This is a genomic window from Rhodococcus sp. ZPP (genome assembly GCF_017656075.1).
Lineage (GTDB): Bacteria > Actinomycetota > Actinomycetes > Mycobacteriales > Mycobacteriaceae > Rhodococcus_F > Rhodococcus_F oxybenzonivorans.
The window spans coordinates 159502-174848 of the sequence record NZ_CP058639.1 but is presented as its reverse complement, the minus strand read 5'-3'; the positions used below and the strand labels follow the sequence as shown (position 1 = coordinate 174848).

The window sequence follows — 15347 nt, the reverse complement described above, 5'->3', positions numbered from 1 at the left end:
GACGATTCATTTCTGTTCCATCAATTCTCGACACATCCGGCACTCCTGCACCGACCAATAGGTCGGCAGGGGAGACGTCGTCTCACCGGATGTGGTGTGAGTGCCCCTGTCTCGCGCACCCTGAACTCGTTGGAACACGCCCGCCCCGGCCGCGGAGGGGCCGGGAGGGGCGTGTCTGAGGCCGGAAGTTGGCCCCCCGATCGGGTGATCACATGCGGGGCGGACCGATAAGACTGCGGTGTGTTCCATCGAACTCGGCAGGGTTTTGTGAGCCGCTTTCACCGCTGTAGAAAAATGGAAGAGAGTGCAGTCGCTGATATTTCCACGCTCCGAGCCGTTCTCCTCCGAAGCTGCTACGCCTGATGTGGGCGCGGGTCAGGGTTGTGGGCCGAGTTCCCGGGGCACCATCATCGATCCTCAGGCAGCGAAGACGGTGGCGGGGTGCGGTGATGACGCCAGTGTCGCGTCAGTTCTTCCGCTTTCGGATGAGTTGAGTGGACTCTAGCGTCTTCTCTCGCTTCTCCGCCCGGCGCTCCTTGAGGGCCCGCGCGGACTGTTTCGAACTTTTGACGGCGGACTTGTCAGCCATTGTCGGTCCTTTCCGAATCGGCAACCGCGAACTGACCTTCGACCATACCCAGCAAATGAAATAAGTCCACCTCAGCGACCGATCAGGGGCGGTTCGGTGATGCGCGGGTCGTGACGAGGGGGTCAGTTGGTGCGTCGGCGGGTTGTTCCCCGATCAGGCACGCTCTCACCTCCAGTGGCGTCCGGTGCGGTCGCGTGCGATGTCCGTCGGTAGTTTCCGGCGTGCAAGGCGCGCAAGATTTTACGGACTTGCTTATTTCTTGCCGATGGCTATGGTGCAGGGCAGCGATAATGGCATCTAGTTGGAGGACTGAAATGTGAGTGCAGCTACCGATCGTCAGTGGGCGGTTCGTGACGCTGTTCTGCGTTGGCTTCTCGCGAAGACAACGGAGGGTTATCGCAGCCCGATTCTGGACGCGGATGCCATCGGAGCGGAAGTTGGGTGGGTGGCCTCGGCCCTCACTCACGACGAAGTGGTCGACGCCTCGATGTTTCTCTTCAAGGAGAACTATGTGACAGGCGTGCCGGTGATGGGTATCGGGATTCCGCGACCGATGCTGACTGTCGCGGGACGTCGGGTTGCCAAGTCAGGCAGACCCCTCAAGCACAAGGACGACGCTCACCGAGCGAAGTTGCGCCAGCGTCTGCCGGCTCCGCTTGCAGAGACATCCGCGACGACGGTGGTAGTCGAGTGAATGAGCGAATGGTTTAGCCGGTCACTCGCCGATGTGTACGTGAGCACGGGTTGAGCTTGGAACCGTTGCGGTATGCGCCGTTGTCGGGGCACACCAAGCCGACACCGACCAGGACGCCAAGCCCGGTCGCGTCCGTGATTTGGGTATCCGCCTACGCGCACTCTGCGGCGATGGTCCCGACCTGAATCAGTGACTTTTTCAGATGCCGGCGATCGGTATACGGCCTGGCCCGTATACCGGCGCCGGCCGCCAGGGCGGATCACCGAAAAATCAGGAACGATAGCAGGTTTCACTTTGGAACCTGATGGATGACAAGGGTGCTCCGGAGATTGTCGCCTGGGTGCTGGACGGATCGGCCGAGGTGCGCAGAGCGACTTACAGTTTCGCCTGTCCGTCGCCGTTCGCGTGGTTCGGCGATGGGCACGTTGTAGTTCGTTGGTGAGGGTGTGACGGTCGGTGACGGTTTCGCGGCCTTCTCGTAGGGTGACTGCATGCCCGCTGGTGATCTGACCGATTGCACTCAGGTGTCAACCCATTACTTCTAGACGAAGGCGGGAATCGTCCATCATGAGTGTGACACCCGACCACAGGATTCCGTCGACCCTCGCCGGTGCCGGGTCGATCAGTACCGCGGAGATCATGGCCCGACTCGCCGCGATGTTCGCTGACGACAACGCCGACACCCCTTCGCCCTCGTTGCCGGCCCCGCGGGCTGCGAGCGAACTGAGCCCCACCACATCACGATCCGCACCGGCCGCCGCATTTGACCCACCCCGAGGAGGACCTGTCCCGTGAACCTCAATGTCGTCCTGCTGTTACTTGTCCTCGCCGGCGGAATCGGTGGCACCGCCGCCGTCCAGGCCGCGTTGCGCCGCGGCGCCGATGGCGGCCGGCGCGCGGTGTTCCACGTCGGCGGCTGATCAAACATTCTCGGAGCCAGGCCCATCAAGGGCCGAGAAGGACATACGTGTGAGCAATCACGCGATGGGCTGGGCCTGGTACGGGTGCTACTGTCGCCGGCCACTTTCATTTGCAGATCCCTGCAGCCGGGTGCGTACGGGCCCGGACACAGACCTTGCCGATCTCGTCGACCCACGGCACTGAGGGTCCCACCAGGATGGCGAACACCGCCTGCGCGGAGAGTGGCTCGTGGTGTCGAAGGGCCCTGCACGACGTCGAGGTGCACCATGAGGCGATCCCCGGGGACTTCGTCTATGGCGACGATATCGAGGTGCCGGCGGCCGAAGTGTTCGGCGGTGGCCAGCCGCTGACGAGGTTTGATCACTACCATCGGCGCCAATCCGCTCTTGGTTTTGGTCTTCCGGATGCAGCCGCATAGGGGCGTCCGACCCAGGGACAGGCTGCAACCGTGAGTGGCGGTGAGGAGATCCGGACTCTCAGATCACTCGGGTTCTCCTCTGGTCTGCCTGCCCGATCGCTACGGGGACGAGGACGTAATCACCGGGGTGTTCCCGAGATGCACCTGGCGAGGACCTCGATTTCTGTTGTCCCGATCGCCCTGCCGAACTTGCGTTTGAGAGCTGCCCGCACCGTCGAAGCTGATGCACCCTGGTGTGCGCGGTACACCTGGTCTACGCCCCGCTGGAGGTTCGCCGCGACGGTGGGCACCAAATCTGGCGCACACCCGATGTCGATGCGCACCGCAACCTCGACCACGTCAACCTCGACCACATCAACCTCGACCCTCGTGCATCACCGCACGCTCTTCTTGAGAGAATAAGAGACACTGAATGACTCGGCGAAATACCTATCCTTTGCCGATGACCGTGGTGCATGCCATCGCGGCTGGATTTGTTGACCGGAGGCTCATTCAGCCGATCGGGCGCTCCCATTCCGGTTCCTCGCTCGGGTCGAGAACGTCCCGATCGACCCGGCGAGGGTGCAGCGCACTGTTCGGAGTGGGTGCCGCGCGCCAGAGTCGGCCACACACTGCGACGGACACTGTCACATCGATCGGCACCGCTCGGCCAAAGAATGCGACCGATCAATCGGTAGCGGCGTCAACTAGTGCCGCGACCTGAGGTTTCATCGATTCACTCCTGCACAACCAGAGTCATCCGCACCTTTGCCCGAGTGAACCGCTCGTACACGCGGGCGTATCGGTGTCGTGCCACTCGGCTACACCGACCTGCGGGGTCCGCGACACAAGACCGAGCACCCCATCAACGGTCATATCCACGACACCGGCCTTTACCTAGGTAAGGACTAGGTGAAGGCCGGTGGTCTCTGGGTGTCCGTTCCTGGAAGCTGGAGTGACGGACCATACCAGGCGGCGTCGACAGTGAGACGCGAGACATCGCCTCACACGCGCCGACGTCACCTGTCCCGCAGTACCATCCGATGCAGCGAAAGGACTCTCATGCCGACCGACACCTCCGCAGTACCCGGACGAGGGCCTTCGCCGCAGCGTGCGGACGCGCAGTTGCTGTCCGCCGCGGCGGCAGTCCTGGCCGAGCAGCGCGCCTGTAGCCATGACGCCGGCTTCGATGCTCTTCTCGATGTGGCCCGCCGTAGCCACGTCAGCGTCACCACCGCAGCTGTACGGGTCCTGTCGCGGCCGTCTGCGGATCGCAAGTGCCGTGAGCAACATCCCCGTGCAACAGCGCATCTGCCGCGCCGCGCCGGCGGCGGTGGTGTCAATGGATAGGAATCCGCCGGGTTCGATCCCGACGGATCCGCCCTTGGTGGCGGTCTCCGTTGATTCTGGTGAGTGGCGGGTGCGTGCCGCGTGCCGCGGCGCCGCTCTGTCGGTGTTCTTCTCGCCGGACGGCGAACGGCGCGGCGCTCGCGATCGGCGTGAAGCGCGGGCCCGGCAGATCTGTCGGGTGTGCCCCGTGCTGGTGCGGTGTCGCGATCACGCGCTGACCGCGGGTGAATCCTACGGCGTGTGGGGTGGCATGACCGAGTCGGACCGACGAAATCACATTAACCGTGCCCGCCGCGGTGAGCGTCGACCGCTCACGTCTTTCCATGAGCGACCTGCTGGCGCTGCATCGGGAGTACGCCGGCCCGCATTCACCGTGTCGTCCGACCGTGCGTACACCGGTGGGGCGTCGAGGGGTCGCCCCACCGCCGGGTGACACCCACGCCGACCTGGACCGGGGCGGATTTGCGCCGTCGGACGAGTTCGGCGAGGCAAGGAAGCACCGGGGCATGCGCTTCACGTACCGTCGACAGAGGCGAACGGGTACCGTAGGTTGCACCTGATCGTGCGGATTCCGGTGTCCCGTCGAGTGCAGACGTGTTCGTCGAACCCAGATCCGCAGGCCCTTGGGATGAGTTTCTGGGCGAGGTTCGTGCACAGATTTTTTGCGAGCGAAGACCGCGACACACCGTCCCGGTTGACCAGAACTCCACCCGGCAGTCTCCACCACGCGGTACCACCGCGCTGATGTACTGGATGTCATTCACTTTCAACGGCAGCGCTACTTCTCGGGTCACGTCCCGAGACCTGCCGCGCCGCTGGTGCAGGAAAATCGTGATTCGAGGGGCGCACTCGTCGTCGGTGACCGACGACGAGTACACCGCGCAATATTCCCGGGCACAACGAAATCGGCGATGATGACATTGTGGGCTCCCGTGGGTCGGTGATCTGGTGATCACCGCCCGAATCGGAGCCGATTCTCGGAGGCGCAGGCGTGCCATTTCGGGTTCTCAAACACCTTCTGGCGCAGCCGATGGAATGGCCCGAAACCGATCGGCATGACTGTCGTCGAACTCGGGCTTCGCGTGCTGGAGCTGCTGGGCATGCAACGTGAGCGTTACGGCACTGAGCCCGAGGCGACCGGTGCCGATCGTTTATCGCGGCCGCCTCCTCGTTTCGCGCGGTTGACGGAGCTATCCGACGAGCACCTGTCCGAGCCGACGGCGCTGGGCAGATGGTTGCGCGCTCTGGGCCTGCCACATCCAGTGCAGTTGCTCGAGTCGTGCGGTGATGCCGATCAGCAGGTCCTGGGTGACCGGGTCCGCCTTCTCGGTGGACTCGATGCGGGCCCGCAACCGCTCGATGACGGCGGCCAGGTTCGCGACCATCGTCTCGACCACATCGGCGTCGGGTGTCCACCCTTCGGCGAATCCCGCGGTAACCGCGTCCGCGGCCACGGTGGCCGCGCGGCCGTCCGGGCTGACACCGATCGAGGTGGCCCGCTCGGCTGCCTCGTCCGTGAAATTGCGTGCGATGGTGACTAGCTCGTCGAGGGCAGGGTGTATCGCCAGGAAGTGGGGTCCGATGACGTTCCAGTGGGCCTGTTTGGCGATCAGGCTCAGGTCGATCAGGTCGACGACGGTGCCCTGCAGTGCCTTGCCGGCGATCCGTTGCTGCTCGGCGTCGAGGGTGGTGGTGATGGGGGAGGGGGTCATGGTCGCTCCTGTCGTTGTCGTAGGTCGGTTTCGGGATCGTTGTTTCGGTCGTACCGACCGAGACGTCGGGATTGTGCTGTCGGCATGGTGGGGGACCGTGCCCGTCGGTGTGATCGGTACCCACGCGTGCTGCGGGGTGTCCGGCGCTCTGCGATCTCAGGCACTGTCTGCGAGAGGCACAACTGTGTTCTACTCAGCCTCGCTGAGCCGGTGTGCGAGCACTGAACCGGTGCTTCCGGGCCGGGCGTTGTGATCGGTCTCGGCGGCGAACATCACCTCGAGGTGGGCCTTGATCTGGCGGGTGCTCATCGATCCGCCGTGGGCGAAGGATCTGTGGATTGCCGCGGCGGGCGTGCGGGATCGATACATTCCTCGTTCTCTCTCTTTCTCGGCCTCCGGGCCGCTATCAGCGCAGGGGCCGTGCGTGCGGTGCAGCGTCTCGACAGGAGCCGCGGTCAGAGTGCCTTCGGCCACAACCGGTCGGCGTGGTCGCGGACTGTTCACTCAGGCCGTCAGGGTGATGCCGAAACACCGTCATCGCGCACTGAGTTGCGGCGGTGCAGTGATCACCGCGGTGTGCCGTCGCCTGATAGCTCGAGCCTCGGCGACCCAACGCCTATTTTCCGGCGGCAATGGACACTGTGCGGGTGCCCGGTACGGTCTTGCTCAACGCGATCGCGATGCGGCGTTCGGATTCGTCTTCGAACTGGCCTGCGATGGTGACGCAGCCCTCCTCTACCGTGACGCGCCAGCGCCCGTCCCCGGTGTAGTCGTCGAGGCGGCGTTGGGCGCCCACGGCGATCGTCTCGTCCGGTTTGAGCATCAACCGCACCACGTCACTGCGGCTGAGGATGCCCACTACCCGCCCGTCGATATCCACGACCGGCAGACTGCGTAGTCCCTGCTGATGCAGCGTCTGGCTCACATCGGCCAAGTACTGATACAGCGGCGCAGCAACGGCGGGTGCAGTCATCACCTCGCCCACCGTCTCCGAGGACGCGGTACCAGCCCGCAACACGTCTCCGCTGTTCAACATCCCAACCAGGCGGTCGTGGTCGTCGACCACCGGCACTGCCGCGAACCCGTACTCGGCCAGTAGCACTGCGGCCGTGCGCATACTGTCGGATTGGCGCACCACTCGAACCGGTCGCTGCATCACGTTCAACACTCGCATCGTCACCACTCGTTTCAGTCGATCCGACACCCAGATTAAGGAGCGCCGGAAGTTGGCCCCCCGTTAGGTCTCACGCGGATGCGGACCAATGACATTCGCCGTGTTCCAGAACACTCTTCAGCGCTCCGTGAGCCCTTTTTCGATTCTGTATATGAGCGGAAGAGAGGGAAGCCCGGCGAGGTCCTCACCCCAAGTAGCTGGAACCCGAAATTGCTAGTCCCGTGATGGGGCGAGTCGGCATTTCTCTTGGCCGAGCTTCGAATGCGACATTCCAACCCTCAGGCAGGGACGAGGATGGCGGGGCGGTGGCGATGCTCCAGGATGACGTCAGCTCTTACGCTTTCGAATGAACTGCGTCGATTCGAGGTCCTTCGCTCTCTTCTCCGCCCGGCGCTCCTTGAGAGCACGTGCAGACTGTTTTGAACTCTTGACGGCGGACTTGTCAGCCATTGTCGGTCCTTTCCGAATCGGCAACCGCGAACTGGCCTCGACCATACCCAAAAAAAGAAATAAGTCCAGTTCAGCGGCATATTAGGGGAACGGCACGTCTACCGAGTCACGCCCAAAAGGGGCCGTTCGGAGAGCGTCGACGGTGACGACGGGATCGGCCAGAACGTCGTCACCGGCCTGTTCCCGCGCGAGATGCCCTGCGCCCCATCCGCGCCGGCGTCAACCGTCTTGCGCCAACAGCTGGGTGCTGCTCCGAAAACCCAAGACGCGCAAAATAGTTCGATACTTGCCTATTCCTTGCCGACGGCTATGGTGCAATTAGGCATCAACGACATCTACCGGAGGACTGAAATGTGAATGCAGCTACCGATCGTCAATGGGCGGTTCGTGACGCTGTCCTGCGTTGGCTTCTTGCAAAGACGACGGAGGGTTATCGCAGCCCGATTCTGGACGCGGATGCCATCGGAGGAGCAGTCGGGTGGGCAGCGTCGGCGCTCAGCGACGACGAGGTGTACGACGCCTCGAACTATCTCTTCAAGGAAGGTTATGTGACAGGCATGCCGGTGAAGGGTGTCGGCATTCCACGACCGATGTTGACTCTTGTCGGACGCCGTGTGGCCAAGACAGGCAACCCTCTGCGGTCCAAGGCCGACGCTCGCGACGCTAAGTCGCGCCGGCGCCCGCGGACTTTCGCAGAGGCATCCGTGACGACAGCGGGCACAGCGAAGTAGAGGCTCCGCCCAATTCGGCTACGCCACGGGGTCAAGCCCGTCGAAACATTTCCGACCATCACCACACCCGAAGGGACGTCTACATGAACACCAATGTGGCACTGCTGCTGGGGTTGCTCTCCGGAGGGATTGGGGGCACCGCGGCCTTGCAGGCACTTCTGAGACGGCCCGGGAGACCGAACCATTGGGCACTCTCGGTAATCCAGTTGGGCCATGTTTCCTAATGGTTTGAGCCACTCGACGATGCCCGCAAGGAGGAATCCGGCTGGGTAAGTGAGGGCGATTTTGTCGTAGCAGGTGGGGACCCGCGCGCCACTGTTTCAGCCTTGTTGAAAGCCCATTCGACCATGATGCTCGGGTTCGGTGATGAGGGATGTCGCCGTTGATCGCGGCGTTATCGCCGCCGGGTCGGATGTGGAGTGCGGTGGTGTGGCCGAACGGGGCAATGCCAGATGGCCGCGGTCCTCGATGGTGTCGCGGCGGGCGATGGCCATGGCGGGCCATCGCCCGAGCGAGTTCGAGCACCTGGGTCCACCACGCAAATGAGGTTCGCTCGAGGGCACTGTCAACTCGAGCAATCCGACGGCGATTTCGCCGGTTCGACCTCCGCGGTTCACCAGGTCGCTTGTGACGCATGAGGCTTATGTGATTATCAGATTGTCCACGCGACCTCTAGTTGACAGTGACCGACCGGTCACGCACGAAGGTTCTTACGATAAGTGACCACCTCGCAGGGGACCTTCAACAGCGGCGTCAGAGCCGGATACACGTCGTTGGGTGCGTCGATTCGCACACCTCGATAGCCCATTCGGGTGTACCACCCGGTCAGAAATTCCTTCGACGGGAGCGAAAAATCGCGCGGCTGAATCACTTCCAGCGTCATGATGTGATTGCCGGTATCCGCAGCGCGGTTCTCGGCGAATTTGAGGTGCGCTGCCGGTTGACCACCCATCTCATGAGCCAGCTCGAGTCCTTCGCCGTGACAATCCCCCCATGACGACTTTGCCGCTAACGGTCGCGTTTGCAGATCTTCTGGATGGGTGTCGGTCCTAACCCAGCTTCGCGACGGTAAGCAACACTGTGGCAGCGTCGAGGGCCTCCAGCGAGTGCCGTGCGTTGGGCACGATCAACAGGTCTCCGGGCGAGCCCTCCCAACTGTTCTCACCGGCACTGAGCCGGACCCGCCCGTGCAGGACCTGAACAGTCGCCTCGCCTGGGTTTTCGTGCTCGTCGAGCCTTTGCCTCGCAGCGAGTGCGATCAAGGTTTGGCGCAGAACGTGCTCATGACCCCCGTAGATCGTGCGAGCGCTGCGACCGCTCGACGCGGTGCTTGCGAGCTCGAGTTGCCGCCGCGCCAGGGCTGGCAGTGACATTTTCTCCATGTTGCGTGCCTTCCTCGTGGGTCTTCAGATCACACCAGTCACCGGATGAACCGACTCACCTCAGAAGCCCCCATGCAGCTCCTTCCTTCGCGGTTCTGCCGTCCACGCTACCGAGTCCGGCTCTCGGTCTCTTTCCGCCACACGGGGCTGGGGAGTGGGGTATTGGCCGGTCGGCACTCATACCGGTGCCCGCGTCCAATGTCTGGGATCTCGCCCGGTAGCGGTGGTAGAAGCACTCCTCGATCGAGTCCAATACCGCATTGGCGCCAATCGAACCCCACCGTGAGGGGCGGAGGCGACGACAAGGATAGTGAGCAGGACTGCGATCAAGGCGGCGTCCGGTACTGCGGCCGTCGCCGAGCGGTACGGCACGGGCACCGGCGGAAAAGGCCCGGCAGGTTGCTCTGTCCAGCGATCGAATCAGTGACCGGCCTGACGCCGGTTCCCGCGAAGCGTGCCACTCGGCCACGTGAGAAGAAGACCGTACCGACCTCCGCTCACACCCGGCCGCGTAACATCGGTCACATAATTGGTATATGAGATGCGCATTAACGTACGGTCGGGTCATGCAACTCACCAGGTTCACCGACCTCGGACTGCGGGTCGTCATGCGACTCGCCGTTGCCGCGGACGGTGACCGCCCGGGCAGCCGGTATATCGCCGATGAATTGTCGGTGTCGTACGCGCACGCGGCGAAGGTGATCACCCGACTCTCCGAGCTCGGCATCGTCGATGCACGACGCGGCCGCGGAGGTGGCCTGGCCATCACCGAACTCGGCCGCACCGCCTCGGTGGGATGGCTCGCGCGCCGCCTCGAGGGAGAGGCGGAGGTTGTCGAATGCGACGGCGTCAATCCGTGTCCGCTGCGGTCGGGTTGCCTGCTGCGGTCGGCGCTGCGCCGCGCCCAGGAAGCCTTCTTCGAGTCACTGGACACTCTCACCATCGAAGACCTCACCCAGGCTCCCACCCGAACGGTCCTGCTCGCCCTGCCCGGGCCGGTCGGCACCGACCCCCAAATTTCTTCAACGATCGGAGAATGACATGCTCTCGCCCTCCTCGACCGAGATGATCCGCGCCACCCTGCCCGTGGTCGGTGCCGCGATCTCGGACATCACGGCGCTGTTCTACCGCAAGATGTTCGCTGCGCACCCCGAACTCGAACGTGACCTGTTCAACCGCGGAAACCAGCAGCAGGGCGAACAGCAGAAGGCGCTGGCCGGCGCCATCGCCGCGTTCGCGGCGCTCCAATTGGAGCCCGATCAGGCCCGTGTCGATCTCATCCTGTCGAGGATCGCGAACAAGCACGCCTCACTGGGGATCGAGCCCGCTCAGTACGCGATCGTGCACACGCACCTGTTCGCTGCCATCGTCGAGGTGCTCGGTGACGCCGTCACCGCCGAGGTCGCTGCGGCCTGGGACGAGGTGTATTGGCTGATGGCGGAGACGCTGATCTCGATGGAAGCCGGTCTCTATCAGGCTGCGGGTGTCGCGGTGGGCGATGTGTGGCGCCAGGTGCGCGTTCGCGAGCGGCGCCACGAGTCGGCCGACACGGTCTCCTTCGTGCTCACCTCGGCGGACGGCGCGGCGCTGCCGTCCTTCGCTCCGGGGCAGTATCTGTCGGTGGGTGTTCATCTCCCGGACGGTGCGCGGCAGATCCGCCAGTACAGCCTCTCCTCTGCACCGTCGAGCGATGATTGGCGCATCACCGTCAAGCGCGTCGACGCCCAGAGCCTGCCGGACGGAGTCATACCGGCCGGGGAGGTGTCGAACTTCCTGTTCCGCAACGTGTTCGAAGGTGACATGCTGAACGTGACCACGCCGTTCGGTGACCTGGTACTTCAGGACGACGACGCTCCGCTGCTCCTTGTCTCCGCCGGCATCGGCTGCACGCCGATGATGGGGATGCTCAGTCACCTCGCCGACACCGAGGACTCCCGTCCGATCTCGGTGCTGCATGCCGACCGCTCGCCCAGCAACCACGCGCACCGTGCCGAGTTGACCGAACTGGTGGAGCGTCTGCCGTTCGCGGTCATGCACCGTTGGTACGAAGACCTCGGCGCCCGCCGCCCCGAAGGCCACCTTCGGGAAGGCCGCGCTGACCTCGGTGAGGTCACCATCGCACCGGGTACCCGGGCCTACCTGTGCGGTCCGCTGCCGTTCATGCTCGGCATCCGTGAGGCGCTACTCGCGAAGCAGGTGCCGGCCGAGAACATCCACTACGAGGTCTTCGGCCCGGACAGCTGGGCAGTCGCACCGGCATAGGCGCGCCGCCAACAAGCCCGGCTCGAAGTGTGCAGCGTTCCGAGTTGCTCGACTCGGCGGCGACGCGTGTGCCGGCCGAGTGCACAGTCAAAGGACACCAGATGACCACCGCGCAGGCCGTCGCGGCCGCCGTGACCTTCGTGTGGTTCGGAATGGTGTTGGCGATCTCGTTCCTGGAGACGCCACTGAAGTTCCGGGCGCCCGGAGGTCCGGTGCGGGTCGGACTGGGTATCGACCGGCTCGTGTTCCGCGTCGTCAAATCGCATCGAGATCGTTTGGGCGACAATACTGCTCGTTGCAGTCATCATCGACATGCCGCCCACAGGTGTGGTGGTCGCCGCAAATGACGGTCGTCACGGTGCTAGTCGTCGAGCTGGCGGTGTTCGGCCCCGGCTGACGCGTTGCTCCGACCAGGTCCTCGCCGGTGAGGATGGCCCACGCTTCCGATGGGGGCCGTCCCCGCGGTGGTTGACCTCGCTCGTGGGGCAACGGCGTTGGATGTGATGCCGCTTATTTCCATTGAACCCTCAACCTGTGTGTCGCTATCAACAACATCACACCCTTTCGCCAGCTGTTTTCGCGGCGACGAGGGTGGGGAGCCATCCCGGACACGGCGTCTTCCCATTCGCCGATGTCGAGCCCAGGCATCAGCGCACACCGCCATTTCGACTGTGAACGAGGTGCGGCCGTGAGTCCCTGACCTGGTCCCATCGTTTTGCCCGACTGCGTCTTCCCAGGCACCAGAGTGAATCCGCGATGGGTAGAGGGGTGGTGTCGCACACCATGACTCGGAAGCCGCTGCGGGTGCGCACCCCGTCCGACTCCCTTCGCCGCGAGGAGCCAAGCCCACCCACGTGCCCCATATCGACGGCCCCGCGTGGACCGGCGGGCTACCACCTGCCCTGCCCGCACCCATTCCGCGCCGGCCAGCCCGACCAGATCGTCCAATGTCCGACTCCGAAAGCGCCTCATCCCGCCCGTGCCTGATCATTCGCACCACCACGTCCACTTCGACGGGGACTGGCAGCGCCGCGCATCGTGCCGCGGCACCGACACCGACATGTTCTTCTCCCCCGACGGTGAACGCGGCCACGTCCGCGCCCAGCGCGAACACGCCGCCAAACAGATCTGCCAAGACTGCCCCGTGCTCACCGAATGCCGCATCCACGCCCTCACCGCCGCCGAAGCCTACGGCATCTGGGGCGGCATGTCCGAGACCGACCGCGCCCGCTACACACGACGACGCACCCGCCTCGCGCGCCGACCCCACGACAGCACACCCGCCTCGCGCGCCGACCCCACGACAGCACACCCGCCTCGCGCGCCGACCCCACGACAGCACACCCGCCTCGACGGCAGTCCATCGCCGACCCGCAACATATTCCAGCACCCAACACACATTCCACTGGTCTGCCAATAACTTTCGCTGCGCGTGCCGGCGAAACCCGGTCATGCCGAGCATGAATGGGGCACTACCGTCCCTCTGGAGAACATCGATCCATTACTGCCCCGCCCGTTTTCTACGATCACGTCGACACTCAGCGGTTACGCCCGACACGACCGTTCGCCACCCTCTGCGATGGGCAGACCTCGAAACGAGGGTAGTCGGGGCGGTGGTCACGGACCATGCGACGCAACTCGTCGATCAGGTCCCGGGTCTCCGTGGCGACAAGAGTTGCAAGCCGCAATTGCCAACGCCCACACCGCACAGCAACCGGGACACTCCGCGACGCGGCCGCTAGAGAGGCGCAGAGCGCGCGACGATCGACGTCAGCGCACGTGAAGCCGGCGCTGTGTGGTCCGGTACTACCAGCGAGGATGCATGCCGATCGCCGAACTCCAGCTGCGGAAAGTCCAATGACATCCTGCATACCGAGAGTGCGTACTTCGCGGCGGCGGAGGTCGACCGCCGACGGCACCCCGGGCAGTCAGTTGGGGCGGTGCTCGGCGGGGTCGATCGCGGACCGGGCGATGGTCTGCAGGAGCGACAGATCCTCTGGATGGATGCCGGGTTGGGCGGCGGCACCATCGAGGATCATCCGGATCTGCCGTTCGAGGGCGGGTGCGTGCTCGGGTCTTCCTGCGGCGCGGACGTGGGCGACGAGCATGCGCAGCACTCTGATCAGTGCGATCGCCACGTGCACCTGGTCGGCGGATGTCCGGCGGATTTCGTCGAAGGCGTGCTCGATGTACTCGTCGGAGGACAGTTGCCATGGCCGCACCAGCACCCGTCCGCCGGGGCCGCGCACCGAGACCTGCTGCACCGGAGCGACGAGCGCTTTCCGTAGGAGACTGCCCAGGCGCAGGATGACCTCGATGGCCGTGGTGGGGTCGTTGATCGCTGGGCTCAGTGCGCGCAGCGCGATGTCGAGGAGTTGGCGCAGCCCGAAGTCGAAGTCCTGTTGCATGGTGCGGGCGTCGGAGATGGTGACCGTCGCGAGCAGTCGGGCCTGGACTCGGTCGGGGTCGGGCGGGGCGGGGCGGACTCGCATGAGGACCTCGCCGCTGTGGATGTACGCGCCGGGGCGCGTCTCGAGCCGGACGACCGTTGAGGGGGGAACCGCGCCCAGGATGTACTTGGCAGGTGCCTGTGAGACCCAGCCGTCGCGGACGGCGAAAACGGAGATCTCGTCGCCGAGTTCGTCGAATGGCACCGGTCCGGCCGGAACTTCCTGGTCGGTTGCGCGCACCATCGCACCGATCACCGCGTCCGCTTCGTTGCTGATGGAGCGGATCACCTCGCCGACCTGCAGCCGATGGGCGAGTCGGTCGAGGAAAGCGACGATCAGCATCACCGTCGCGACCGTGAGCGCGAGGGCCACTGTCATCGCGATGCTCGGTGCGGGGGCGGTCGTGTCTCCGGTGACGTGGCGAAGGGTCAACACGCAGAAGACGAACGTCGCCACGAGCATGCCGATGACGGTCTGACTGAAACGGTCTCGGATGAACGATCGCATCACGCGCGGCGAGAACTGGCTGCTCGCAAGTTGCAGACTCACCACCGTCAGCGAAAAGACCACGCCGGCCGTGGTGATGGTCGCACCGGCGACGGTACTGAGCAGCCACGTTGCCGCATTGGCCTGCATCTGCACCGTCCATGGGGCCGAAGCTGCGCCTTCGACCGTTCGATCGAGTAGGGCGGTGATCTCGGCGACCACAACGCCGACGACGACGATGAGCGCGGGCAGCGCGAACAAGCTTTCCCGGAACCGGTACACGGCCGAGGCGAGCCGCAGTCGCGGCAGCGGAGCGGGGCGAGGCGTCATGGCCTTGCACTGTATTCGCGACAGCGCTTGTTCGTGGGAGCGCGACGCAGGGGCGGACTATCCTGTTGAGCCGGACTCGACTCTTCTCTGAAGCCATCGATCACGAGACAGTTCGATGACTGACGCGAACATTTCCGATGATGACTGGGCCGAGTTTCCCCACGTCGCATCGCCGGCGGGCTTGCCCTGCACCTGTGTGCGAGAACGGTGGTGTGCCCTGAAGTCTGATTTGGTCGCATCGGTGGTCTGAGTGGGATCTGCTGGCGGTGGTGCCGGCGCCCACAACCGGATGATCGCCGGATAACGCGGGTCTCGCGTGGCCGATGCCCGTCGGCAGGTGCGCTGGACTCCGTAGTCGCCGGGCGGGGGAATCGGCAGGGGACGAGACTGTCGTCCGCGGATGTCGACACGCCGAACCC

The 15347-nt window shown here is 64.5% G+C and carries 15 protein-coding genes and 1 pseudogene; 10 read left to right on the top strand and 6 right to left on the bottom strand.

Annotation, left to right across the window (positions count from 1 at the left end; all coding sequences use genetic code 11):
- Nucleotides 1-905 precede the first annotated feature (905 nt).
- Nucleotides 906-1283: a serine recombinase gene (locus HYG77_RS32060; protein ID WP_208963691.1), complete on the top strand. Its 378-nt coding sequence runs from the start codon at nucleotides 906-908 to the stop codon at nucleotides 1281-1283.
- 527 nt (nucleotides 1284-1810) lie between these two features.
- Here the strand turns inward: HYG77_RS32060 and HYG77_RS32055 are convergent.
- On the bottom strand, nucleotides 1811-2017 hold the full coding sequence (locus tag HYG77_RS32055) for a hypothetical protein (RefSeq protein ID WP_208963690.1): 207 nt from the start codon (nucleotides 2015-2017) through the stop codon (nucleotides 1811-1813).
- A 57-nt stretch (nucleotides 2018-2074) separates the two neighbouring features.
- Between HYG77_RS32055 and HYG77_RS40770 the strand changes: the two genes are divergently transcribed.
- From HYG77_RS40770 to HYG77_RS32040, 4 genes are all read left to right on the top strand, one after another.
- On the top strand, nucleotides 2075-2203 hold the full coding sequence (locus HYG77_RS40770) for a hypothetical protein (RefSeq protein ID WP_280123329.1): 129 nt from the start codon (nucleotides 2075-2077) through the stop codon (nucleotides 2201-2203).
- A 197-nt stretch (nucleotides 2204-2400) separates the two neighbouring features.
- Nucleotides 2401-2622 carry a hypothetical protein gene (locus HYG77_RS32050; RefSeq protein ID WP_208963689.1) on the top strand — a complete coding sequence of 74 codons (222 nt, stop codon included), beginning with the start codon at nucleotides 2401-2403 and terminating at the stop codon, nucleotides 2620-2622.
- Between the two features lie 1041 nt (nucleotides 2623-3663).
- Nucleotides 3664-3951: a hypothetical protein gene (locus HYG77_RS32045; RefSeq protein WP_208963688.1), complete on the top strand. Its 288-nt coding sequence runs from the start codon at nucleotides 3664-3666 to the stop codon at nucleotides 3949-3951.
- Nucleotides 3944-4384, top strand: a complete 441-nt coding sequence (locus HYG77_RS32040) for a WhiB family transcriptional regulator (protein ID WP_208963687.1) — start codon at nucleotides 3944-3946, stop codon at nucleotides 4382-4384. Before HYG77_RS32045 ends, HYG77_RS32040 begins: the two co-directional genes overlap by 8 nt.
- A gap of 757 nt (nucleotides 4385-5141) precedes the next feature.
- Here HYG77_RS32040 and HYG77_RS32035 read toward each other — a convergent pair.
- On the bottom strand, nucleotides 5142-5663 hold the full coding sequence (locus HYG77_RS32035; RefSeq protein WP_208963686.1) for a DNA starvation/stationary phase protection protein: 522 nt from the start codon (nucleotides 5661-5663) through the stop codon (nucleotides 5142-5144).
- 616 nt (nucleotides 5664-6279) lie between these two features.
- The gene (locus tag HYG77_RS32025) at nucleotides 6280-6837 is read right to left on the bottom strand and encodes a CBS domain-containing protein (protein WP_208963684.1); all 558 of its coding nucleotides are present in this window, start codon (nucleotides 6835-6837) and stop codon (nucleotides 6280-6282) included.
- A gap of 803 nt (nucleotides 6838-7640) precedes the next feature.
- On the opposite strand from HYG77_RS32025, the gene HYG77_RS32020 reads away from it, so the two are divergent.
- Nucleotides 7641-8018: a serine recombinase gene (locus tag HYG77_RS32020; RefSeq protein ID WP_208963683.1), complete on the top strand. Its 378-nt coding sequence runs from the start codon at nucleotides 7641-7643 to the stop codon at nucleotides 8016-8018.
- A gap of 933 nt (nucleotides 8019-8951) precedes the next feature.
- Here the strand turns inward: HYG77_RS32020 and HYG77_RS40065 are convergent.
- Together HYG77_RS40065 and HYG77_RS32015 are read right to left on the bottom strand one after the other, a co-directional pair.
- Nucleotides 8952-9056, bottom strand: a pseudogene (locus tag HYG77_RS40065) (oleate hydratase); the annotation flags it as partial.
- Nucleotides 9057-9067: 11 nt separating this feature from the next.
- A complete protein-coding gene (locus HYG77_RS32015; protein ID WP_208963682.1) occupies nucleotides 9068-9400 on the bottom strand; it encodes a cupin domain-containing protein in 333 nt (110 codons plus the stop codon).
- Between the two features lie 566 nt (nucleotides 9401-9966).
- On the opposite strand from HYG77_RS32015, the gene HYG77_RS32010 reads away from it, so the two are divergent.
- The 4 genes from HYG77_RS32010 (at nucleotide 9967) to HYG77_RS31995 (ending at nucleotide 13082) form a co-directional block, all read left to right on the top strand.
- Nucleotides 9967-10440: an Rrf2 family transcriptional regulator gene (locus HYG77_RS32010; RefSeq protein WP_208963681.1), complete on the top strand. Its 474-nt coding sequence runs from the start codon at nucleotides 9967-9969 to the stop codon at nucleotides 10438-10440.
- A gap of 1 nt (nucleotide 10441) precedes the next feature.
- A complete protein-coding gene (locus tag HYG77_RS32005; protein ID WP_208963680.1) occupies nucleotides 10442-11662 on the top strand; it encodes a globin domain-containing protein in 1221 nt (406 codons plus the stop codon).
- Nucleotides 11663-11763: 101 nt separating this feature from the next.
- On the top strand, nucleotides 11764-12009 hold the full coding sequence (locus HYG77_RS32000; RefSeq protein ID WP_208963679.1) for a hypothetical protein: 246 nt from the start codon (nucleotides 11764-11766) through the stop codon (nucleotides 12007-12009).
- Nucleotides 12010-12641: 632 nt separating this feature from the next.
- Nucleotides 12642-13082 (top strand): WhiB family transcriptional regulator, encoded by a 441-nt coding sequence (locus tag HYG77_RS31995; RefSeq protein ID WP_208963678.1) that lies wholly within the window; start codon nucleotides 12642-12644, stop codon nucleotides 13080-13082.
- 508 nt (nucleotides 13083-13590) lie between these two features.
- Here the strand turns inward: HYG77_RS31995 and HYG77_RS31990 are convergent.
- Entirely contained in the window at nucleotides 13591-14928 is a 1338-nt protein-coding gene (locus HYG77_RS31990; RefSeq protein WP_208963677.1) for a DUF2254 domain-containing protein, read from the bottom strand.
- Nucleotides 14929-15347 lie beyond the last annotated feature (419 nt).